The following is a 21,940-nucleotide window of genomic DNA, read 5'->3' as shown; positions in this document are numbered from 1 at the left end:
AGCGGCGAGGACGGCAAAAACGGGGAAGGCGACACGGCCGCGCGGCTCTTCGGTCGAGGGCTGATCGACGCCGGTACGTCCGGCGAGAAACGGCGGTCGGCGTTACTCCTCTTCTTCCTCTTCCTCGACGGCTCCCCGTCCTCGCTCCCAGACGCCGTCGGCGGACGTGTCGTTCGGTGCTGTGTGCGAGACGTCTTTCATGGTGTCGCGATCGCTTGCCATATTGACCCTCGATAGCCCGGAACCCCGTATTAACCCTTCGTGGAAAGAGATAATGAGTCCTGATAACATATTAGGTATTAATATCCGCACGATGTCAGCGGTCGGACCTCTGGACGCGCCTCGGAAAGCAGTGGGTTCTGCGGCGCGGAAGCGACCGAACGTTTCGATCTTTTCGGGCGGCCGCAGCGATGAGGTAGACGGACCCCGGAGGAATCGACGTGTTCGGAAATCGCGACGCGCTCGGGAACGTCGACCGCGGCGACGGCGGGTCGGTGGTCCGGGAGGGCGCGACGCTCGCCGTCGGTCGCGACGTCGCCGCGCCGCCGGAGGCCACGGCGACGGCGCTCCGCGACACGCGGCGCTGGCCCGACTGGAGCCCGTCCGTCGGCGGCGTCGAGAGCTCGGACCGGTACGTCGAGACCGGGACGACCGGCCGGGTTCGAGTCGCCGGCGCGTGGGTCCCGTTCAGGGTATCGTCGGCGACGCGCCTTCGGTGGGACTGGGAGGTCGCCGGGATACCCGCCACGGGCCACCGCGTCGAGCGGTACTCCGGGGACCCGGACCGGTGTCGGGCGGTGATCGAGGTCCCGCTCGTCGCGGCGCCGTACGTGCCCGTCTGCCGGCGCGCGCTCGACCGGTTCGCGGCGCTCGTGGAGGGCGAGTGAGCCGGGCGGCGACTGGGGGTCTCAGTTCTCGTACCCCGCTTCGAACGGGTCGATGACCTCGCTGCCGGGCTCGTCCTCGTCGCGGGTGAATCCCGGCCCCCGCGTCGCCAGCTCGAAGACGAGCCCGTCGGGGTCGGTGAAGTAGATGCTCTTGAAGTAGGTGCGGTCCTTCACCTCTGAGACCTCGACGCCGTGCGTTTCGAGGTGGTCCTGCCACTCGCGGAGCGCCTCCTCGTCTTCGACGCCGAACGCGAAGTGGTGACTGGCGCCCGGGCCGGGCGCCCCCTGCGAGTCGGGGTACTCGAAGTAGGTGACGTTGGTCCCCGGTTCCCCTTCGGGCGTCGGCGAGTAGTAGTAGTGCGGCGTCCCGGGGTCGTCGTAGTTCTGGGTCCGCTTCACCGTGTGCCAGCCCAGTACGTCCTCGTAGAACGCGGTTGTCTCCTCGATGTCGGTGCAGATGTTCGTGACGTGGTGGAGTCCGGTCGTCGGCGGCGCGTCGGTCATGTCTGGGCGAACAGTCGGCGGGAGCACAGTTAGTCGTACTGGCGGCGGTGTCGGCCGGCCCGACGGCTCGACGGGGTCGCCGAGCGGCGTTTCGAAAAGGCGTCCGGGGCAACCGCGCTGCGCGTGTGCAGTAGTAGCGTACAGCGTGTGCGCGGTGGTCGCGAGTCGACGCGTCGTCGGGGTCGGGTCCGCCCGCGGCTCAGAACAGGCCGACGCCGACCGCGTACGGCCACGCGGTGCCGCCGACGGCGAGCAGCGCGAGCGCCGCGCCGGCGCCGTAGACGTTCTTCAGGAAGCTCGTCATCTCGTTCTGCTTCTCCTCGGGGTCGTCCATCGACCAGAAGTCGTGCATCGTCACGGCGGAGACGAGGAGGAAGAAGGCGAGCGCGCCGGCCGCGACGACCGGGAACGCGCCGGCGACCACGGCGACGCCGCCGAGCACGAGCACGGCGCCGGAGACGATGACCGAGAACGTCGGCGCCGGGAGGCCCTTGAACTCGGCGTAGCCGGCCATCGTTTCGAGGTCCATGAAGTGGTTGAGCCCCATGAAAGCGAGCGTCGCGCCGAACAGGATCCGGCCGAGCAGGAAGAGTTCGCCTGAGAGCGGGGCGTCGAACTGAAGCGGTATCGTCGCGAATTCAGCTAACATCGTGTAACCTGCTATACGGACGTAACCTATTTATCGATTCCCGGACAATTGGGTTAGTAGGTAACACCGATGTCATCGGAGGATCTCTCGACGGCGGAGTCGGCTGAGGCGGCGGAGACGACGGAATCGAGTCCCGACGCGACGACGGAGGCGACGGCGCCCGAGACCCCGTGCCCCGTCATCGACTCGATCGAGCAGATCGGATCGCAGTGGCGGCTCGTCGTCCTCCACGAGCTGTTGAACGGCGAGTCCCGGTTCAACGAACTCAAGCGCGAGACCGACGCGAACGCGCGGACCCTCTCGCGCGTGCTCGACGACCTCCAGGAGACCGGCTTCGTCGACCGGCGGATAGAGGAGGACTCGCCCGTGGCGACGTACTACAGCCTGACCGACAAGGGCGAGTCGCTCGCGCCCGTCTTCGAGGAGATCGACTCGTGGGCTCACGAGTGGCTCGCCGAGTGTGACGCGTGAGATCTAGTCACGGATACTTCTAGTCGTTTATAAGTGATTCTCGACTTCACGGCTGTCTGTATATAAATCGTTGCTGGCGGATCGATCGGGGACACCGCTAAAGCCCCAGCCGCGAGGGCGCAGTACGCTCGTTGCGTTCCTCGCTCGCTCCGCTCGCTGCGGTGCTTACATCGCCTACTGCGCTCTCGCGGCTGCCCCTTCGAGTCCCCGCCCCGCACAGCACCGCAACCGCGTCCTCACGCCTCCCCAGCCTCGTCGCTCACGCCCTACGGGCGTTCGCGACTCCCTCGCGCGTGCGGCTCGCGGCCTGTCGGCCGCTCACCGGCACGCGCCACCGCCTTACTGATAGGTGAGCGGCACAGTCGAGCGCATCGACTTATGAATCGTGTCGCCTTGTCTCGGGGCCGCCGCGTCGCGCGGCTGCCGACCGCTCTCACACGTATCGTCGCGCGAACGCGTACAGGTCCGGGAGCACGTACGTCACCCCGCCTACCGCGAGAGAGATCACGAGCGGGACCCCCCACGGGCTGTACCCGTCGAGCCGTATCGACCATCGAAGCAGCCCGGCGGCGTCCACGAGCGGGGGCACGAGGTACACGCTCGCACCGATCGCGGCGGCCGCCGGCGCGTGAACCGCCGAGATCTGGTAGGCGTACGCGCTGCCGGTGATGAGGGCGAGACCGAGGGCCATCACGAAGAGGCCGTGGATGAATCCGGGGAGCCCGCCGAGCGGGCCCGGCCCGTAGAGCCTGAACTCGTACACGCGTTCGTTCTCGAACACGTAGTACAGCCCTCCCCGCTCGGGGGCCTCTTCGATATCAATTCCGGTGTCTCCCGGAGCGACGTCGAATCCCGCAGGAACCGGTTCCGTGATCGAGACGCTGCTGCCGTCGGACTCCGTCGCCACCGTGAAGAAGCGCTGTCCGCGTTCGGGGAGCTCCTCGTACTCGAAGGCGAACCCCTCGCAGTCGGTGAACGCGACGCTGACGCCCCCGGAGTCGGCGTCGTCGGTCGGGAGGAAGCAGGCGAGTTCGCCGCCGTCGCTGACGAAGTTCCACGACCCCGACCGGAACGCGGACGGGAGGTCGTCGACGGCAACCTCACCGCGATCGGCGCCGGCGTCGACGACGTCCTGCGCCGACCCGGAGAGCTCCGCGTAGCGATGGACTTCGCCGTCTGTCCCGTCCACCACGTACATTACCGGGCCTGAGTCCGTGGCGCCCGTGGCACCGCCGACGACGAGTCCGACTCCGACGACGAACAGACAGAGGGCCGCGAGGAGTTCCGGTGACGAGCGAGCCATTACCCGTTTCGATTCCCCGACGGGGTATGTGTCTTGTGCGACCGCGACTCGTCGAACGCGATCCCGGCGCGGTCGAAGGGGCCCCTCGCCGCCGAAACGCACAGTACCCTCCGGACCGTACAATTCGGCGTGTACGCCGGACTGAAGAGCACCCCCTGTTGCCTGTGCGGCCGGGACGACACGCACACCCGGATCGCGGTACCGCCGCGGGCGCTCCGCCTCATGGAGAACGGGGAGCCGATAGCTTGGCGCGACGTGGTCGGCACGGTGACGCTCCGCTTCTGCGCCGACGACTGGGACCTCGTGAGCGACCTCGCGATCGAGATGGGTACGCACCCGCTCTCGCGGTGTAACGCCGCGCACGTCTCCCTCGACCTCCGCGAGGACCACGAGGCGCTGCTGTCGGCGACGAAGGCCGAGACCGACCAGACCGAGCTGGAGGCCCGGCTGTCGCGCGAGGCCGAGGCGACCCTCGACGCGGTCGACGACCCCTACACCGAGGAGCGCGACGTGGTCGAGGCCGTCGTCGTGTTGCGCGCGCTGGAGGAGCTCGGGGTGCGCGAGCGGTCCGGCGCCGACGCCGCCGGCGCCGCGGCGGCCGCGGACGACGACTGAGCGGGCCGCGTCACCACCTGACCTCGAATCCCTCGATCCCCTCCGGCTCGCCGTACTCGGCGTCCACGCCGTCGACCTCGGCGGCCCGGCTCCCCGTCTCGCACCACGCGACCATGTCGCGGATGTCGCCCTCCGGCCCCTCGAAGACGGCTTCGACTCGGCCGTCCTCCAAGTTCCGAACCCAGCCGTCGACGCCCTTCTCGCGGGCCGTGTCGCGGGTGGTCGCCCGGTAGTAGACGCCCTGAACCCTGCCAGAGACGAAGACGTGCGCGCGAACGCGGTCGGTCATCGGTCGGTGGTGCGCCCGCCGGCGTGTTAAACGGTCCGCCGGCGGCCCACTCGCGGCGGGTCGACCCCCGGCGGGCCGACCTCGCGCCCGCAACCGACGCCTACTAACTCCCGGGCGCCGACGGGGTCGACATGGACCTGTTCGGAACCGCAGGCATACGCGGCGGCGTCGAGGACCGTGTCACGCCGGCGCTCGCGCTCGCCGTCGGGCGAGCCGTGGCCGCCGAGATACGCAGCCGAGCCGAGGGGTCGTCCGCGGGGTCGACCCCCGAGTCGACGGTCGTGTTCGCCCGAGACGGGCGAGTTACCGGCCCGGCGCTCGCCGCGGCGATGGAGGCCGGGCTGTCGGCGGGCGGCGTCGACGTGCGCCGCGCCGGGCGACTCCCGACGCCGGCGCTCGCGTACGCCTCGCGCGGCCGCTACGGCGTGATGCTCACCGCGTCGCACAACCCGCCGACAGACAACGGGATCAAGCTGTTCCGCGACGGCGTCGAGTTCGACCGCGACGCGGAGCGCGCCGTCGAGGCGCGGGTCGCCGACGAGGCGGCGGTCGCCCCGTGGGGCGACTGGACCGAGGCGGTCCGGACCGACCCGCTCGGGGACTACCTCGACGCCGTGCGCGAGTACGCCGCGGGGTTCGGCGCGCCCCTCGACGGGCTCCGCGTCGCGGTCGATTGCGGCAACGGGATGAGCGCGCCCGCGACGCCGGCCGTCCTCCGCGAGCTGGGCGCCGACGTGGTCACGCTCAACGGCAACGTCGACGGGCACTTCCCCGGCCGCGGGAGCAAGCCGACCCCCGAGACGCTGGCCGACCTGCGGGCCTTCGTCGCCGACGCCAACGAGGGCCTCGAGAACCCGGGGAGACCGACGCCCGGCGAGTCCGGCGAGGGCGGCGGATCGGGGGAGACCGAAGGGTTCGCCTTCGGGATCGGTCACGACGGCGACGCAGACCGGATCGTGATCGTCGACGCGGACGGCGAGGTCGTCCACGAGGACACGGTCCTCGCGCTCCTCGCGGAGCGGTACACCCGCACGAGCGACGCGGCGGACCCCGTCGTCGTGACGACGCCGAACGCCTCGGGGCGCATCGACGAGCGCGTCCGCGAGGCCGGCGGCCGGGTCGAGCGCGTGCGCCTCGGCGCCCTCCACGAGGGGATCGCAGCCGTACGGGAGGAGGCGAGCACTGCCGGCGCGGTCGGCGAGGCGGGCGCGGTCGGCGAGGCGGGGGCCGCCGGAGAGGTCGGCGTCGACACGCGCGTCGTCTTCGCGGCCGAGCCGTGGAAGCACATCCACGTCGCCTTCGGCGGGTGGATCGACGGCGTCACCTCCGCGGCGGTGATCGCCCGCCTCGTCGCCGACGAGGGGCTCGACGCGCTCCGAGCGCCGATCACGGAGCGCCCGTACCGGAAGGTGAGCGTCTCGTGTCCCGACGACGCGAAGGGCGACGTGATGGACCGCTTAGAGACGGCGCTGCCGGAGGCGTTCCCCGAGGCCGCGGTCGACACCGACCACGGGGTCCGGCTGGAGTTCGACGACGCCTCGTGGACGCTGGTCCGCCCCTCCGGGACGGAGCCGTACGTCCGGGTGTACGCCGAGAGCAACGAGGTCGACGCGCTGGTCGCCGAGGTCGAGGGCGTCGTCGAGGACGCGGTCGCGGCGGCCTGAGCCCTCCCGTGGCCGGGAGCGCTCCCGATCGAGTCCCGGTGACGGCGGGCCGTTTACGACCGTGAGAGATTCGGGTTCGTGGATCGAACCCGTCGATACCGGGGTCGGTTCCGCCGGGTTCGCTTCGAACGTCCGCACGAACGTGTGACAGCCGCGGCAGGGGAACGACGAATTTATGCCCCGTTCCGACGGGATCAGTAGTGAGATGGCATCCGACTTCGAACGGCGGCGGTTCATCAAGGCGGTAAGCGCGGCGGGCCTGATCGGCCTCGCCGGATGTAGCGGCGGTCCGAGCGACGACGAAAGTTCGGACGGCTCGGACGGGTCCGACGGTTCGGACGGATCCGACGGCTCGGACGGGTCTGACGGTTCGGACGGCTCCGATGGGTCCGACGGCTCCGACGGCGGGAGCGGTCCGGCGGCGAACATCGGGATGGTGTACGCGACCGGCGGCCTCGGCGACGGGTCGTTCAACGACCAGGCCCAGCAGGGCGCGATCGAGGCCGAGGAGGACTTGGGAATCTCCTTCCGCGAGGCCCAGCCCGACGAGGTGGCGCAGTTCAGCACCTTCCAGCAGCAGTTCGCGAACTCCAGCGACCCGGACTACGACCTGGTGTGCTGTATCGGGTTCCTCCAGGCGGACTCGCTCGCCGACACCGCGTCGTCGTACCCCGACCAGGACTTCATGATCGTCGACTCGGTCGTCGACGCGGACAACGTCGCGAGCTACACCTTCCGGGAGCACGAGGGGTCGTACCTCGCGGGGCTGATGGCGAGCCTACTCACGACGCGCTCGTTCTCGGCCGGCGCCGGTTCCACCCAGGGCGACTCGACGAACCTCGGGTTCGTCGGCGGCGTCGAGTCGGACCTGATCCAGAAGTTCCAGGCCGGCTTCGAGGCGGGCGTCTCGGCGGGCAACGACGACGTCGACGTCAGCGTCAACTACACGGGCAGCTTCAACGACCCGGCCGCGGGCCGCGAGGCGGCCACCTCGATGTACAACAGCGGCGCGGACATCGTCTACCACGCCGCGGGTAACACCGGTACCGGCGTCTTCCAGGCCGCCCAGGAGCAGGGGAAGTTCGCGATCGGCGTCGACCGCGACCAGTCGGTCACGCGCCCGGACTACGCCGACGTCATCCTCGGCAGCATGGTCAAGCGCGTCGACACCGCGGTCTACAACGCGATCGAGGCGACCGTCGACGAGGAGTTCCCCGGCGGCTCGAACGTCGCCCTCGGGCTCGGCAACGACGGCGTCGCGCTCGTCTACGGCGACCAGCTCGGCTCCGAAATCCCCGACGAGGTCACCGAGGAGGTCGCGACCGCACGCGAGAACATCATCGCCGGCGACATCGACGTTCCCTCCGAGCTGTAGGCGTCCATCGACAGGGGTCACCCGCGCGCCGCCGCACCGGATATTGTCGGCGCTCCGACCGATCGGCGCGCCGCGGGGACCGAATCATATCCAAACATATTCAGCCACCCTCGAATCAGAGGGAAGTAGACCAATGGCCACAGCCGTCCACCTCGACGGGATAACCAAGCGGTTCCCCGGCGTCGTCGCGAACGACGACGTCGACCTCGAGGTCGAACGCGGCACCGTCCACGCCCTTCTCGGTGAGAACGGGGCCGGGAAGACGACGCTGATGAACGTCTTTTACGGCCTCTACGAGCCGACGTCGGGAACGGTTCGGCTCGACGGCGAACCGCAGGCGTTCGACTCGCCGCGGGACGCGATCGACGCCGGGGTCGGGATGATCCACCAGCACTTCATGCTGGTCGACCCGATGACCGTCACCGAGAACATCACGCTCGGGAGCGAGCCGCGGAAGTGGGGCGGGCTCGCCGTCGACCGGGAGGCGGCCCGAGAGGCCGTGGCCGACCTCGCCGACCGGTACGGCTTCGACGTGGACCCGGACGCGCGGATCGAGGACGTCTCGGTCGGGGAGCAACAGCGCGTCGAGATCCTGAAAGCGCTGTACCGGGGCGCCGAGACGCTCATACTCGACGAGCCTACCGCCGTGTTGACGCCGCAGGAGGTCGACGAGCTGTTCGAGGTGTTAGCGGAGCTGACGGCGCAGGGCAAGACGATCATCTTCATCACCCACAAGCTCGGCGAGGCGATGCGCGCGGCCGACGAGATATCGGTCCTCCGGGACGGCCGGAAGGTCGGGACCGTCGCCGCGGACGCGACCAGCCAGGAGGAGCTGGCGGAGCTGATGGTCGGCCGCGAGGTGCTCATGGACGTCGACCGCGGAGCCGCGGAGACCGGGGACGTCGTCGCGTCTGTCTCTGACGTCGTCGTCGAGGACGACCGCGGGGTCCGAGCGGTCGACGGCGTCTCCTTCGACGTTCGCGGCGGCGAGGTGTTCGGGATCGCGGGCGTGGACGGCAACGGACAGACGGAGCTGGTCGAGGCGGTGACCGGGCTCCAGTCGGTCGACGCGGGCGAGGTCCGCTTCCTGGGCGAGGACGTGACGACCGTGTCGCGGCGCGACCGGATCGACGCCGGAATGGCGTACGTCCCCGAGGACCGGCAGGAGCGCGGGCTGGTGATGGAGTTCGACCTCGTCGAGAACGGGCTGTTGGGGAGCCAGCACGACCCCGACTTCGCCGCCAACGGCCGTGTCGACTGGCCGACGACGCGCCAGCACGCGGAGGCGATCATCGACGAGTACGACGTCCGCCCGCCGGACGCCGACGCGGACGCGGAGTCGCTCTCGGGCGGCAACCAACAGAAGTTCATCGTCGGCCGGGAGTTCGAGCGCGACCCGGAGCTGGTCGTCGCCTCGCACCCGACGCGCGGCGTCGACATCGGCTCGATCGAGTTCATCCACGAGCGGCTGCTGGAGCTCCGCCGGCAGGGCGTGGCGGTCCTCCTCGTCTCCTCGAAGCTGGAGGAGGTCCAGGGGCTCTCCGACCGGCTGGCGGTCATCTACGAGGGGGAGTTCATCGACGTGGTCGACCCCGACGAGACGACCGAAGAGGAGCTCGGGCTCCTGATGGCCGGGGAGCGACCGGGCGAGCGCGCCGACGGCGACCCGGACCCCTCGTCGCCGCCCGACGGATCGGGCGCGGCGGACGACGGGGCGGCGGCCGACGCGGTCGATCCGGCAGGTGACCGGGCGTGAGCGTCGCCGACCGCGCCCGCGACGTGCTCTCCCGGCTCGCCACGGCGTCCGGGACCGAACGGATCCTGATCAGCACCGCCGCGCTCGTGCTCTCCGTGCTCATCGGCGCGGTGCTCGTGCTCGTCGCCGGACGCATGACGACGTGTACCGCCGGCGAGGCGGTGTACTACTTCGGGACCGGGTTCTGTTACGACCCGATAGCGGTGTTCGACCGCCTCTTCCTCGGCGCGCTGGGCGACCCCTTCAGCGGCGGGTGGTCGCCGAACGGACAGTTCGCGGTCACGCTCCGCGAGACGACGCTCCTAATCTTCACCGGCCTCTCGGTCGCCTTGGCGTTCCGCGCCGGGATCTTCAACATCGGGACGCAGGGGCAGCTCGTCGTCGGGGCGCTGGCGACCGCGCTCGGCGTCCTCTGGGCGTCGTCGCTCGTGTCGGGCGTCGCCGGGACGGTCGTGTTGATCCCGTTCGGCCTGCTGGTCGGGGCGGTGTTCGGCGGGCTCTACGGCGCGATCCCCGGCCTGCTGAAGGCGTACGCCGACGCCAACGAGGTCATCACGACGATCATGCTCAACTTCATCGCGACCGGCGTCGCGCTGTACCTGGTCAGCGGCGTGTTCAAAGACCCCGAGAGCGCCGCCAACCAGACGGTTCCACTCCCGGAGTTCGCGCAGTTCCCGGCGGTGCTGTTCGGCGCGAGACAGGACTTCTCGCTGGTCGCGCTCGCGTTCGGGCTCCTCGCGCTCGGCGCGCTGTACTACCTCCTCGAACACACGGCGTTCGGGTACGACGTCCGGACGAGCGGCGTCCAGCCGGAGGCGGCCGAGTACGGCGGGGTCGACGCCGAGCGCACCGTCGTCGCGAGCCTCACGCTCTCGGGCGCGCTCGGCGGGATCGCCGGCGCGATGTACGTGATGATGGTGCTCGGCACGTTCCAGACCGGGATCCCCTCGTACGGCTTCGACGGGATCACCGTCTCGATCCTCGCGGGCAACAACCCCCTGGGCGTCGGGATCGCCGCGCTGCTGTTCGGCGTGCTGAAGAGCGGGACGACGGTCGTCCAGTTCGCGACGGACGTGCCGCCGCAGCTGGTCGGCGTCCTCCGGGGACTCATCATCCTGTTCGTGGCCATGCCGGAGTTCTTCCGGCTGCTCGCCCGCGGGCTCCCGGGGATCGGCCGAGGGCCGGAGTCGGCCGCGACCGACGGCGGCGTGCCGGTCGACGGGGGTGAGACCGATGAGTGACGCCCCCGAGGACGGGTCGACGAGCGGTCCGGTCGCCGATTCGGGATCGATCCTGGAGCGGTACTCGACACGCGCGCTCGTCGCCGCCGTCACGGTCGTCGGGATCGTCGCGCTGCTGCTCGCCGGACTGGCCTTCCCGGACTCGATCGCCGGGACGCTCGCGGACGCGCTCACGAGCCGGTTCACGCTCGCGTCGGCGCTGCGCCTCTCGGTCCCGATCGCGTTCGCGGCCCTCGGCGGGATCTTCGCCGAGAAGTCCGGCGTGATCAACATCGGACTGGAGGGGCTGTTGATCATCTCGGCGTTCAGCGCCATCTACGTCGCCGACATCACCGGCGGGGTCTGGGTCGGCTACGCGGGCGGCGTCGTCGCGAGCACGCTGCTGGCGGCGCTGTTCGCCGTCGTGACGATCGGCTTCCGGGCCGACCAGATCATCGCCGGGCTCGCGGTGTGGCTCATCGCGCTCGGGCTCGCTCCGTTCGCCTCTCAGGTGTTCTACGGGAGCCCGAACTCCCCGACCGTCGCGACGACGGGGTCGATCTCGGTGCCGGTCCTCGCCGACATCCCGTTCTTCGGCGCGCTGTTCTCGGCGTCGCCGTCGGTGTACATGCTGTTCGTCGCCGTCGCCGGGTCCTGGTACGTGTTCGAGCGGACGGCGTTCGGCCGGTGGATCCGCGCCAGCGGGGAGAACCCGAAGGCGCTCGACACCGCCGGCGTGAGCGTCACGCGCGTCCGCTACGCCGCGGTGCTGATCTCGGGGGTGCTCGCCGGGATGGGCGGCGCGGCGCTGTCGCTCGACCTCGGCCAGTTCACCGGGAACGGCCCGACGATGGTCAACGGGAAGGGGTTCATCGCCATCGTCGCGTACCTGTTCGGCAACTACAACCCGGTCGGGACGTTCTTCTCGACGATGCTGTTCGCCGGGCTGGACGCGCTCCAGACCGTCCTCCAGACCCAGGGGATCGGCGTCCCCCGCCAGCTCATCCGGATCACGCCGTTCGTGGTCGTCATCCTCGTGCTCGCCTTGGTCGGCCGGACGCGGCTCCCGGAGGCGGCGGGCGAACACTACGAGACCGAGGAGTAATCGGCGGCGCTCGGGACGCCCCCGCTCCGCCGCGTCAGTCCGACGCCCCCGCCTCGTCGGCCGGCGACGGCAGCCGCAGGTCGGCGAAGTCGTCCGCGTCGCCGACGCCGGTGACGACCTTGACCTCGTCGGTGATCGGGACGCCGACGCAGGAGAGGCGGGCGTTCGCCGCCCGGATCTGCTCGTCCGAGAGGATCGACTGCCCCGGCATCGCCACGTCGCCCTCGACGACGATCACGGCGCAGTTCGAACAGGCGCCGCCGCGGCAGGCGTACGGCCACGATCGGCCGCCGCGCTCCGCCGCCTCGAGGATCGACTCGCCGGGCTCGACGAGGAAGCGCCCGTACTCCGGGAGGTCGAGGTCGGCCTCGGCGGCCTTCGCGAACAGGTCGTCGTCGTCGATCGACCACCCGCGCTCGTCGACGACGGCCCTGTCGAGGTGGTAGACGGTCGAGGGCGTCCCGCTCCGGACCGGCTCGACCGACCCCTCGGCGTACCGGCGGACCACGTCGGCCGCCTCCGGGACCGGCTTCTCGTCGAGGGCGTCGAACCACTCGCGGACGGTCGCGGGCGCGAGGTTCGACTCGTCGGCGACCGCCTCGAGGTCGACCCCTTCGAGGCGGGCGACGGTCGAGACGAAGCCCGGCGAGTCGAGGGCTTCGACCGTCTCCGCGACCCACTCCTCCGAGCGGCCGTACCACGATGCCAGCTCCGCCGTGCCTATCCCCCGGTCGTACGCGACGGCGACCATCAGCGCCGCGGTCGCCTCCGACGACCGGACTTCCGAGAGCCACGCGCGGAGGCGGTCGGCGTCGACCTGATCGAGGTGACCCATATCACGAACCTCGGTCTGCGGCCCGTTAAACGGTGAGCCTGAACAGTTAGGCTCCGCGCCGTCCGCATCGCGACGCGGCCCTCGCGAAATCCGTCGCCTCCGACGCGACCGAAACGGGAGCAAAGAGTTTTGCCGGGCGCACGACACGGTCCGGTAATGGGTATCGACGAGTACGACGTCGTCGTGGCGGGCGCCGGGACCGCCGGCTGCTACGCCGCCGCGACGATCGCGAACGAGGGGCTCGACGTCGTCATCGTCGAGCGGAAGGACGCTGAGGAGGCCGGCCACATCGCCTGCGGCGACGCCCTGAAGGGCGCGGACGCCTTCCCCGAGGCGATCCCGAAAGCGCGGCTCGAACCCGCGTTCACGAACACCGGCGTCGACCACGGGCGCTTCGAGATCCCGCAGGAGGACACGATCCTCGAGATCCCGGTCCCCGGCGAGCTCGCCGTCATCGACCGCTGGGAGTACGGCCGTCAGATCATCGCCGGCGCCGAGGACGCGGGCGTCGACTTCCACTACGACACCGTCATCAACGACGTGCTCCAAGACGAGACGGGCCGCGTCACGGGCATTCACGCGGTGCGAGAGGGGGAGCCGGAGACGTACACGGCGGACGTCGTGATCGACGGCGCCGGGTCGCTCTCGCTGCTCCAGGACAAGGCCGACTTCGAGGGGACGACCTTCGACACGAACGTCCGGTACTCGCAGTTCTGCTCGGCGTACCGCGAGATCGTCGACGTGCCGGAGCCGGTCGAGTGGGACGACGCCCTCGTGTTCAAGGCGACCGACCGCGCGGCGGGCTACCTCTGGTACTTCCCGCGGACGGCGACGGAGATCAACGCCGGGCTCGGCTTCCAGATGACCGAGGAGCCGATGCAGCTCGTCGAGTCGCTGAAGCGGGACCTCCGGGACCGCCCCGAGTTCGAGGGCGCGGAGGTGCGCGACAAGCTCGGCGCCGCGCTCCCGACCCGCCGGCCGTACGACTCGGCGGTCGCGCCCGGCTACATGGCGGTCGGCGACGCCGCGGGCCACGTGAACCCGACGACCGGCGGCGGCATCGCCGGCGCGGCGTACGCGGGCAAGTACGCCGGCGAGCAGGCGGTGAAGGCGGTCTCCGACGGCGACGTGAGCGAGGAGAACCTCTGGCGGTACAACACCCGCGTGATGGACCACTTCGGCGGGCGCTACGCCGGCCTCGACGTGTACAACGTCCTCTCGACCGCGGTCGACGTGGACGACCTGATGGGCCTCCTCGCGTCGCTGCCCGGCGAGAAGCTCGCGGAGGCGTTGTACGAGGGGTCGACCTCGATGTCATTCGGGCTGAAGGTGAAGGCCGCGATCAAGTCGTTCGGCTACTGGGGGACGATCCGGAACTTCTACCAGACGAAGTCGCTGGCCGACGAGCTGATCGGCCACTACGACGAGTACCCGACGAGCCCGGCCGCGATGGCGAACTGGACCCGCGAGCGCGACGCCATCATGGACCGCGTGTACGAGACGACCGGCGCCGACGCGAAGTACTGAGGCGTGAGCGGCTACCGACTCACGGCCGTCGAGACGGTCTTGGAGGAGGGGTCGTGGGCGTTCACGGCCCGCGAGGGCGACGCGGACCGCGAGGTGGTCCTCGTGCCCTGTGCCGACGAGTCGGACGGCTGGGGAGACGAGGTGGACTCCGGCGGCGGACAGCCCGTCCGCGCGTGGATCAACCGCTGTACCCACGAGGCCCAGCGGCTCCACCGCGAGGGGGTGGGCGCCGTGACGCGCGGCGGATCGGTCGTCTGCCCGAAGCACGGCTCGGCGTTCGACGCCTGCGAGGGCTCCTGCGACAACGGCGAGGCCGCCGGGACGACGCTCCGGTCGATCGATATCGAGGTCCGCGACGGCGCGGTGTTCCTCACCGACGACGACCTCACGTACCTCTACGAGGGGTTGCCGGACGACGACGGCGACGCCGACGGGCCGGCGTCGAGTTCGCACCTCACGTTCTGATCGCCGTCGCCTTCCGCCGACTTCGGCTCGTTACGGTCGCGTCTCGGCGACCCGCCGGACCGCGCCGGCGATGACGTCGATACCGATCCCGATGTCGTCCTCGACCACGTCGAAGTCGCTCGTGTGGTGGCCGCCGGGGTGATCGGTGCCGACGCCGAGGTAGCAGGCGAGCCCGCCCTGCTCCTGGACGCGGTTCATGAGGTAGGTGGCGTCCTCGGAGCCGCCGAGGTCGTCGCTGTCGACGATGCTCGTGACGCCCGCGACGTCGCCCGCGGACTCGCGGACGAGGCCGGCGAGCGCGTCGTCGCTCGTCGCGCTCGGCGCCTCGCCGAGCGTGGACACCGCGACCTCGCAGTCGTGCATCTCCGCGGCCGAGCCGAGGATCCGGTCCGCGTGGTCGGACATGTACTCCGCGAGCTCCGTCGTCTGCCCCCGAAGCTCGCCCTCGATGTGCGACTCCTCGGGGATGATGTTCGTCGCGGTGCCGCCCCCGACGAACCCCGCGTTCACCCGCGTGGGGCCGTCGGCGTGCCGCGGGATAGCGTAGAGGTTCTGGACCGCGGCCGCCATCGCCTGGACCGTGTTCCGGCCCTGCTCGGGGCGCGCGCCGGCGTGGGCCGGCTCGCCGGAGAACTCCGCGAGGAAGTGCCGCACCGCGAGGAACCCCTCGACGCCGCAGACGACCTCGCCGGAGGGGTGATCGAGGCCGACGTGGACCGCGTAGAGGTAGTCCACGTCGTCGAGGTGGCCCGACTCGGCCATCGGCTTGCCGCCGGCGACCTGCTCTTCGCCCGGCTGGAAGAACACCTTCAGCGTGCCAGAGAAGTCGGAGTCGAGGACCGCGTCGAGCGCGCCGAGCCCCATCGTCGCGTGGGCGTCGTGACCGCAGGCGTGCATGAACCCCTCGTGCTCGGAGCGGAACCCCTCGCCGGCCGGGACGTGGTCGCCGGCCTCCGACTCCGTGATCGGGAGCCCGTCGATGTCGACGCGGAGGCCGACCACGGGGCCGTCGCCGCGCTCGGCGACCGCGACGCAGCCGGTGTAACCGCCCGAGAGCTCGTCGAGAATCTCCGGGTCGGCGCCCGCCTCGCGGGCCTGGTCCTCCCACTCGGCCAGCGTCTCGTCGTCCGGGACGTTCAGGCGCTCCTCGCCCGCCAGCGCGTCGGGGCCGACGTGGAGCGCCGTCAGGTCCCGCTCGCGGAGTGCCTCGACGATGCGGGCGGTGGTGTAGAACTCGCGCCACGCTGGCTCCGGGTGGCGGTGGAGGTCGCGGCGGAACGCGCGGTACTCGTCGCTGTCGAGAGCGCTCATACCGTCGGGTGGCCCGGCGACCGCTTAAACGATCGCCTCGCGGAGAGCGACGCGGGCCGCGCCGCCGACCGCTCGCGGTCGCCTCACTCCCCCCCGGTCTCCATGCGCTCCGAGTAGTCCCAGGCGTGGAGCCGCTCGGGCTCGATCCTGATCTCGACCTCGTCGCGCTCGGGCCGCAGGAGCCGCTCGGCGGTCGGGTTGTCGGTCCCGCCGAGGTACCTCGTCAGGAGCGACCGCAGCAGCCGCTTGTCCTCGTCCGGGACGACCGTCGCCCGACCGCGGCCGCGGACCCCCTTGTACGGCGGGTCGTTCGTCGACACGTCGAATGAGACGTGGTCGTCGTGCTCGACGAACTCGACGAGGTCGGCGCTCGCGCTCGTCGCGCAGCGGATCGCGCCGGCTGGGGGTCCGGAGCCGCCGTCTCCGTCGGGATCGGCCCCCGCGTCCGGGTCCCACGCGAACCACAGCGAGACGATCCACGGGCGGTCGCTCGGCGTGCGGCAGCCGAGCCGGACCGGGACGCGCGCGGCGGCGAGGTACTCGTCGACGCGGTCGCGGTCCCACGGGCCGGTCGGATCCATACCGATCGCTCGGTCCCGGACCGCCTAACAGTTGCGGCGGGGCTCCGAGGCGGATGGCCCGTGGGGGCCGCGGCGCCCGCGGAACACAAGAGAATTGACCGTCCCCGCGCGAGTGGTGGTATGACCGAGTACTTCGAGGTCCACGAGCGCGACGGCGCCGCCCGCCTCGGGGCGGTCCGCCTCGCCGACCCCGTCACGACGCCGGCGCTCGCGGACCCGTTCCTCGACGACGCCGGGAGCCTCTGGGCCGGCGACCGCGAGGTGCCCGACGGCGACGAGTCCGCGCTCACGGTGCTGCCCCACCGGTCGTTCCCGGCCGGGACGCGCGACGAGGTCCGCGAGTCGTTCGCGGTCGACCACCCAGACGCGGACTTCCCCTCTGCCGCGGTCGTCGACAGCCGGAGCGCCCGCGACCTCGGCGCCGACGCGTACCTCCTCTCGGACGCCCAGGGGTTCGTCGGCCACGGCGAGGCGTTCCGCGACGCGGTCGTCCGGGCGAAGGCGGACCTGCCGCCGGACGCCGCGCTCGGCCTCGCCGGCGTCGCCACGCCGCGGAACGTCGCGCTGCTCGCGTACGCCGGCGTCGACCTCGTCGACGCGACGCTCGCCCGGACGAAGGGCACCCAGGGGATGTACCTCACCGCCGACGCGGAGCACTTCCTCGAGGACCTCGACGAACTGCCGTGCGCCTGTCCGGCCTGCGCCGGACCGCGGAGCGAGTTCACGCGCGCCGACTGCGCCGACCACAACGTCAACGCGCTCCGCGCGGAACTCCGTCGCGTCCGCGAGCGGATCCGTAGCGGCCGCCTCCGCGACTACGTCGAGGGGCAGGCCCGCCACGAGGGGTGGCTCACGGCCGCGTTCCGCGAGTTCGACGACCAGTGGGGGTACCTGGAGGAACGCACGCCCCTCATGCGCGACGCCGAGGTGACCGCGGCGTCGGCGGAGACGCTCGACCGCGTCGAGATCCGCAGATTCGCGGACCGCGTCACGAGCCGCTACCGCAACCGCTTCACCGACCAGCCGCTCGTCTTGGTCCCCTGCTCGGCGACGAAGCCGTACAGCGACTCCCAGAGCCACCGCCAGTTCCACGACGCGATCCAGTGGCGCGGCCACGCCGTCTCGATGACCTCGCCCATCGGCGTGGTGCCCCAAGAGCTGGAGACGACCTACCCCGCGCAACACTACGACTCGGTCGTCACCGGCGACTGGAGCGAAGACGAGATCGAGTTCGTCGCCGAGGTCCTCCGGCGGTACCTCGAACGCAACGACTACTCCCGCGTCGTCGCGCACGTCCCCGCGGACGGCTACCGCGAGATCTGCGAGCGCGTCGAGCGCGACCCCGCGATCGACGTGCCGTTCGAGTACACCTGCGTCGACCACCCGACGACCGACGAGTCGCTCGGGGAGCTGAACGCCGCCCTCCGGGGCGAGCCCGCCTACAGCAAGCGGGAGCGCGAGCACAACACCGTCCGCGGCATCGCCGACTTCCTCCTCGGCGACGGCGCGGGCGACGACCTGTTCGGCGGGCCGGGCGAGGCCGACGTGCGCACCACCGGGCGCTACCCGAAGCTCCAGGTGTGGGGCGACGACCCCGACGCCGGCCGCGAGGGCGAGCCCGGCGAGCAGCTGGCGACGATGGTGCCCCAGTACGGCACCCTGTCGTTCACCCTCGCCGGCGCGCGGCGCTGGGTCGCGAGCGACGCGCCGACGAAGCGCGTCGAGATCGACTCCTTCGTCCCGCGCGGCTCCGTCCTCGCGCCGGGCGTCGTCGACGCCGACGGCGACGTACGGGTGGGAGACGAGGTCGTGGTGGAGGGACCGAAAGCGTTCGCCGTCGGCCGCGCGGCGATGTCCGGCCCGGAGATGGCGGGGTCGACGCGCGGGGTCGCGGTCGAGGTGCGACACGCCGAGGAGAAGTGAGCCACCGCCGAGGAGGCCGTTCGCTCCGGTCGTCCGAGCGCCGCGCTCGTCGCGGAGCCGCGCGCTCGTCCCGTCCCGAGGTGGACGCCGAGCGCCGCGGTGACCGCTCACGCGCGGTGAAGACCGCTTACGCCCCGTGTTGCTCGACGTACTCGCGGGCCGCCTCGCGGATGACCTCCTCGGGGCCCTCGACGCACTCGCGGCGGAGGTCGGGGTACTGCCCGTCGAGCGCGCGGGCGACGTGCCCGTCGAGTTCGGCGACGGCCTCGACCGCCATGCCCTCCAGGTCCTCCGAGAGGAGGCTGGCGACGGCCCGGCTGACCGCACAGCTCCGGCTCTCGAAGGTGATCTCCTCGATGCGCCCGTCGGCGACCGTCACGTGGAACTCGCCGTCGTCGCCGCAGGTCGTCTCCTCCGAGGGCTTCACGAACGTCGGGTCGGCGAGCGCGCCCGCGTTGCGGGGGCGGTGGTAGTGCTCGCTGATGCGGTCGTGGTAGCGGTCGGAGGCGAGGTACGCGTCCAGGTCCTCGCGGGCCGAGTCGACGACCTCGAGGAGGCGGTCCACGTCCGCGCGGGTGTTGTACACGTAGAAGGACGCGCGGGCGGAGCCGGGGATGTCGAGCCGGTCGTGGAGCGGCTGCGTACAGTGGTCGCCGGCGCGGATGGCGATCCCGCGGTCGTTGAGGAGGCTGGAGAGGTCGTGCCCGTGGACGCCCTCGACGTTGAACGAGACGAGGCCGGTGCGCTCCTCGCCGACGCCGGGGCCGTACGCGCGGACGAACTCCCGGTCCGCGAGCTCCCGGAGCAGGTACTGCGCGAGGTCGTTCTCGTGCTCGCGGACGGCGTCCATGCCGAGCTCGGCGAGGTAGTCGACGGCCGCGCCGAGCGCGATGCCCTCCGCGATCGGGGGCGTTCCGGCCTCGAACTTCCAGGGCAGCCCGTTCCACGTGGAGTCGGTGAGCGTCACGTTCCGGATCATCTCCCCGCCGAAGAGGAACGGGTCGAGGTCCTCCAGCAGCTCCCGCTTCCCGTACAGCCCCCCGATCCCCGTCGGGCCGGCGAGCTTGTGTCCGCTGAACGCGAAGAAGTCCGCGTCCATCGCGCCCACGTCGACGGGGCGCGTCGGCGCGGACTGGGCGCCGTCGACGACCGCGTACGCGCCGTGGTCGTGCGCGAGGGCGGCGAGGTCCGCGACGGGGTTGACCGTCCCGAGCACGTTCGAGACGTGGGGGACGCAGACGACCGCCGTGTCGTCGGTGACGATGTCGCGGGCGGCGTCCGCGTCGAGGTGGCCGTCGGCCGTGACCGGGACGTGGCGGACGGTCGCGCCCGTGCGCTTGGCGATCTGCTGCCAGGTGACGAGCGAGGCGTGGTGGTCCATCTCCGTCGCGACGATCTCGTCGCCCTCGTCGAGGTGCCGGCCGAGGCCGTACGCGACGAGGTTGATGCTCTCGGTGGTGTTCTTGGTGAAGACGATCTCCTCGCGGCCGTCGGCGCCGAGGAAGTCGGCGACGCGGTCGTGCGCCCGTTCGTAGGCGACCGAGGCCTCGTGGCTCAGCTCGTGGATCCCGCGGTGGACGTTCGCGTTGTACCCCGCGTAGAACTCCTCGAAGACCTCGTACACCTGACGGGGGGTGTGCGTGGTCGCGGCGTTGTCGAGGTAGGTGAGCGGATGACCGTTCACGCGGCGGTCGAGGACGGGGAAGTCCGCACGTACCGCTTCGGCATCGAAACCCATGTCACTACCGAGAGATCAGTTCTTCATAAATTGATCGCAGATGATACTGGTACTCAATAACGCGGTCGACGGGGGCTACATGGCCGACGAGATCGCCCACTTCCTGCCCGACGCCCGCGTGTACGAGTACCCGCACGAGGACGGCGACCCGAGCCTCGACGGCGTGGACGGCGTCGTCATCGGCGGGAGCGAGGTCGGCGTCTACGACGAGCCCGACCAGCCGTGGATCACTGCTCAGAAGCGGTTCGCGCGCCGACTCGTCGAGGAGGGGGTCCCGACGCTCGGCATCTGTTTCGGCCACCAGATCCTGAACGCCGCGCTCGGCGGCGAGGTCGTCGACAGCGGGACCTCTCGGCTCCGACTCTGCGACGCCGACCTCGACGCCGACGAACCGCTGTTCGACGGCGTCGAACCGACCGTGCCGGTGCTCCACTCCGACGTGGTGACGGAGCTCGGCGACGGGATGGACGTCATCGGCCGCGCGGACTACTACGAGTACTTCGCCACCCGCCACCGCGACCGGCCGGTCTGGTCGGTCCAGTACCACCCCGAGTTCACCCCCCGGATCGTCGACGAGTACGACGGCTGGGAGGCGACCGACCGCTCCTTCGAGGACGTCACCGCCACCCGAACGCTCGCCAACTTCGCGGCGCTCGCGGACTCGTCCGCGGGCGACTCGTAGCGGCCGCGTGCCTGCGTTCGAAGGGGCGGCGGGGGGCCGTTCGAGAGCCGCGCCGGTCGCGCGTCACGCGCGTCGGTCCGGGAACACCATCACGGGGACGTCCGCCGCTCTGATGAGGTGACCGCCGGGGTCACCGGTGATCGTCCGTTTCCAATCGTCGATGTCCCTCGGAGTGAAGGCGACGAGCGTCGCGTCGGTCATGCCGATCGCGTCGACGAGCGCCGCGGCGACCTCTCGCGCCTCGAGCGTCACCCACTCGAAGCTGAGATCGTCACGGTAGAGAATGTCGAAGAACGTATCGTAGGTGGCCCCCGCGAACTCGTCTCGTCCGGTCTTGATCGTCGTCTCGTCGCCCTCACCCGGGGTCACGTGCGTCACGATGAGCGTCGTCCCCGGGTCGAGATGCGGCCGAACCGCCCGCGCCGTGGCCTCGGCGTCGTCCGGGCCCGCGATCGGTATCAGGATCCGCTCGAATAGCTCGTCGTTCACGAGCGTCCCCTCTGAGGGCGCGACCAAAAGCGTATGGGGCGCCCCCGGGTACCGTCCCCGTGTTCGGACCGCCGGACGGCCGGCGGCGTCGAACGCCCGCACGGAGCGACCCGACGCGGCCGCCCCGTCGGTCACACCGGGAACCCCGCCGGTCGGGGGCCGCGGAACCCGGCCCGAGACCGTTCGCCGGCGGCGCTCCCGGACGCTCTCTCCCGAAGATCGTTCACTCGTCGGCGGCGTCCTCCGTGCCGGCGCGTTCAGAGGTCTCCGCTCCCTCCGCGTCCGCGAGGAGCAGTCCGGTCCCGCCCGCGGCGATCATGCCCACGCCGACCGCGCGCAACTGCCGGAGGTACGCCGGCTTCGCGTCGAGTTCGTCGGCGTTGTGGAAGTTCTTCCCGATCATCTTCTTGGTGAGGCGAACGCTCGCCCGTGGGAACAGCGCCGTCACGACTCCCTGCAACAGCACCAGTGCCGACCCGAACAAGCGCGCTTTCTTACAGTTCTCCATACCGAACTATCGGTGACGCGGCCGCATAACTATTGTGCCTACC

Annotated in this window: 23 protein-coding genes; 12 read left to right on the top strand and 11 right to left on the bottom strand. The window is 71.0% G+C overall.

What is annotated here, in order from left to right:
* Positions 1-102: 102 nt before the first annotated feature.
* Positions 103-222 (bottom strand): DUF7989 family protein, encoded by a 120-nt coding sequence (locus EXE48_RS19500; protein WP_504883850.1) that lies wholly within the window; start codon positions 220-222, stop codon positions 103-105.
* A 218-nt stretch (positions 223-440) separates the two neighbouring features.
* Between EXE48_RS19500 and EXE48_RS07025 the strand changes: the two genes are divergently transcribed.
* Positions 441-887 (top strand): SRPBCC family protein, encoded by a 447-nt coding sequence (locus tag EXE48_RS07025; protein ID WP_053771158.1) that lies wholly within the window; start codon positions 441-443, stop codon positions 885-887.
* A gap of 21 nt (positions 888-908) precedes the next feature.
* Here the strand turns inward: EXE48_RS07025 and EXE48_RS07020 are convergent, their stop codons facing one another.
* Positions 909-1,391 carry a VOC family protein gene (locus tag EXE48_RS07020; RefSeq protein ID WP_137711061.1) on the bottom strand — a complete coding sequence of 161 codons (483 nt, stop codon included), beginning with the start codon at positions 1,389-1,391 and terminating at the stop codon, positions 909-911.
* A gap of 199 nt (positions 1,392-1,590) precedes the next feature.
* The gene (locus EXE48_RS07015; RefSeq protein ID WP_137711060.1) at positions 1,591-2,040 is read right to left on the bottom strand and encodes a DoxX family protein; all 450 of its coding nucleotides are present in this window, start codon (positions 2,038-2,040) and stop codon (positions 1,591-1,593) included.
* A 69-nt stretch (positions 2,041-2,109) separates the two neighbouring features.
* Between EXE48_RS07015 and EXE48_RS07010 the strand changes: the two genes are divergently transcribed.
* Positions 2,110-2,511: a winged helix-turn-helix transcriptional regulator gene (locus EXE48_RS07010; RefSeq protein ID WP_137711059.1), complete on the top strand. Its 402-nt coding sequence runs from the start codon at positions 2,110-2,112 to the stop codon at positions 2,509-2,511.
* Between the two features lie 433 nt (positions 2,512-2,944).
* Here the strand turns inward: EXE48_RS07010 and EXE48_RS07005 are convergent, their stop codons facing one another.
* Positions 2,945-3,814: a hypothetical protein gene (locus EXE48_RS07005; protein WP_137711058.1), complete on the bottom strand. Its 870-nt coding sequence runs from the start codon at positions 3,812-3,814 to the stop codon at positions 2,945-2,947.
* A 129-nt stretch (positions 3,815-3,943) separates the two neighbouring features.
* Between EXE48_RS07005 and EXE48_RS07000 the strand changes: the two genes are divergently transcribed.
* Complete coding sequence (locus EXE48_RS07000) at positions 3,944-4,429, top strand: DUF7960 family protein (protein ID WP_121599343.1); 486 nt, start codon at positions 3,944-3,946, stop codon at positions 4,427-4,429.
* A 10-nt stretch (positions 4,430-4,439) separates the two neighbouring features.
* Here EXE48_RS07000 and EXE48_RS06995 read toward each other — a convergent pair whose 3' ends face one another.
* Complete coding sequence (locus EXE48_RS06995; RefSeq protein WP_137711057.1) at positions 4,440-4,718, bottom strand: acylphosphatase; 279 nt, start codon at positions 4,716-4,718, stop codon at positions 4,440-4,442.
* 131 nt (positions 4,719-4,849) lie between these two features.
* On the opposite strand from EXE48_RS06995, the gene EXE48_RS06990 reads away from it, so the two are divergent.
* From EXE48_RS06990 to EXE48_RS06970, 5 genes are all read left to right on the top strand, one after another.
* Positions 4,850-6,382, top strand: coding sequence for a phosphohexomutase domain-containing protein (locus EXE48_RS06990; protein WP_137711056.1), 1,533 nt, complete (start codon positions 4,850-4,852; stop codon positions 6,380-6,382).
* Between the two features lie 205 nt (positions 6,383-6,587).
* Positions 6,588-7,757, top strand: a complete 1,170-nt coding sequence (locus EXE48_RS06985; RefSeq protein ID WP_137711055.1) for a BMP family lipoprotein — start codon at positions 6,588-6,590, stop codon at positions 7,755-7,757.
* Positions 7,758-7,890: 133 nt separating this feature from the next.
* Positions 7,891-9,513 (top strand): ABC transporter ATP-binding protein, encoded by a 1,623-nt coding sequence (locus EXE48_RS06980; protein WP_137711054.1) that lies wholly within the window; start codon positions 7,891-7,893, stop codon positions 9,511-9,513.
* Complete coding sequence (locus EXE48_RS06975) at positions 9,510-10,754, top strand: ABC transporter permease (RefSeq protein ID WP_137711053.1); 1,245 nt, start codon at positions 9,510-9,512, stop codon at positions 10,752-10,754. Before EXE48_RS06980 ends, EXE48_RS06975 begins: the two co-directional genes overlap by 4 nt.
* Positions 10,747-11,838 carry an ABC transporter permease gene (locus tag EXE48_RS06970; protein ID WP_082356856.1) on the top strand — a complete coding sequence of 364 codons (1,092 nt, stop codon included), beginning with the start codon at positions 10,747-10,749 and terminating at the stop codon, positions 11,836-11,838. Before EXE48_RS06975 ends, EXE48_RS06970 begins: the two co-directional genes overlap by 8 nt.
* A 34-nt stretch (positions 11,839-11,872) precedes the next feature.
* Here the strand turns inward: EXE48_RS06970 and fer are convergent, their stop codons facing one another.
* Positions 11,873-12,673 (bottom strand): ferredoxin Fer, encoded by an 801-nt coding sequence (gene fer, locus EXE48_RS19250; protein ID WP_053771168.1) that lies wholly within the window; start codon positions 12,671-12,673, stop codon positions 11,873-11,875.
* A gap of 156 nt (positions 12,674-12,829) precedes the next feature.
* Here fer and EXE48_RS06960 point away from each other — a divergent pair, with 156 nt between their 5' ends.
* Complete coding sequence (locus tag EXE48_RS06960) at positions 12,830-14,200, top strand: geranylgeranyl reductase family protein (RefSeq protein ID WP_053771169.1); 1,371 nt, start codon at positions 12,830-12,832, stop codon at positions 14,198-14,200.
* Between the two features lie 3 nt (positions 14,201-14,203).
* A complete protein-coding gene (locus EXE48_RS06955) occupies positions 14,204-14,665 on the top strand; it encodes a Rieske (2Fe-2S) protein (RefSeq protein WP_053771170.1) in 462 nt (153 codons plus the stop codon).
* A gap of 30 nt (positions 14,666-14,695) precedes the next feature.
* Here the strand turns inward: EXE48_RS06955 and EXE48_RS06950 are convergent, their stop codons facing one another.
* A complete protein-coding gene (locus tag EXE48_RS06950; RefSeq protein ID WP_137711052.1) occupies positions 14,696-15,976 on the bottom strand; it encodes an amidohydrolase in 1,281 nt (426 codons plus the stop codon).
* A gap of 83 nt (positions 15,977-16,059) precedes the next feature.
* The gene (locus EXE48_RS06945) at positions 16,060-16,557 is read right to left on the bottom strand and encodes a pyridoxamine 5'-phosphate oxidase family protein (RefSeq protein ID WP_137704300.1); all 498 of its coding nucleotides are present in this window, start codon (positions 16,555-16,557) and stop codon (positions 16,060-16,062) included.
* 120 nt (positions 16,558-16,677) lie between these two features.
* On the opposite strand from EXE48_RS06945, the gene arcS reads away from it, so the two are divergent.
* Positions 16,678-18,480 carry an archaeosine synthase subunit alpha gene (gene arcS / locus EXE48_RS06940; protein ID WP_137711051.1) on the top strand — a complete coding sequence of 601 codons (1,803 nt, stop codon included), beginning with the start codon at positions 16,678-16,680 and terminating at the stop codon, positions 18,478-18,480.
* 127 nt (positions 18,481-18,607) lie between these two features.
* Here arcS and EXE48_RS06935 read toward each other — a convergent pair whose 3' ends face one another.
* On the bottom strand, positions 18,608-20,218 hold the full coding sequence (locus EXE48_RS06935) for a SufS family cysteine desulfurase (RefSeq protein ID WP_137711050.1): 1,611 nt from the start codon (positions 20,216-20,218) through the stop codon (positions 18,608-18,610).
* Positions 20,219-20,258: 40 nt separating this feature from the next.
* On the opposite strand from EXE48_RS06935, the gene EXE48_RS06930 reads away from it, so the two are divergent.
* Positions 20,259-20,900, top strand: a complete 642-nt coding sequence (locus EXE48_RS06930) for a type 1 glutamine amidotransferase (protein WP_053771175.1) — start codon at positions 20,259-20,261, stop codon at positions 20,898-20,900.
* A 63-nt stretch (positions 20,901-20,963) separates the two neighbouring features.
* On the opposite strand, the gene EXE48_RS06925 is transcribed toward EXE48_RS06930, so the two are convergent.
* Both EXE48_RS06925 and EXE48_RS06920 read right to left on the bottom strand, forming a co-directional pair.
* Positions 20,964-21,389 carry a universal stress protein gene (locus EXE48_RS06925; protein WP_053771176.1) on the bottom strand — a complete coding sequence of 142 codons (426 nt, stop codon included), beginning with the start codon at positions 21,387-21,389 and terminating at the stop codon, positions 20,964-20,966.
* Positions 21,390-21,612: 223 nt separating this feature from the next.
* Complete coding sequence (locus tag EXE48_RS06920) at positions 21,613-21,897, bottom strand: hypothetical protein (protein WP_137711049.1); 285 nt, start codon at positions 21,895-21,897, stop codon at positions 21,613-21,615.
* Between the last annotated feature and the right edge of the window lie 43 nt (positions 21,898-21,940).

Source organism: Halorubrum sp. ASP1 (assembly GCF_005435135.1).
Lineage (GTDB): Archaea > Halobacteriota > Halobacteria > Halobacteriales > Haloferacaceae > Halorubrum > Halorubrum tropicale.
This window is presented reverse-complemented; position numbering and strand designations above follow the sequence as displayed.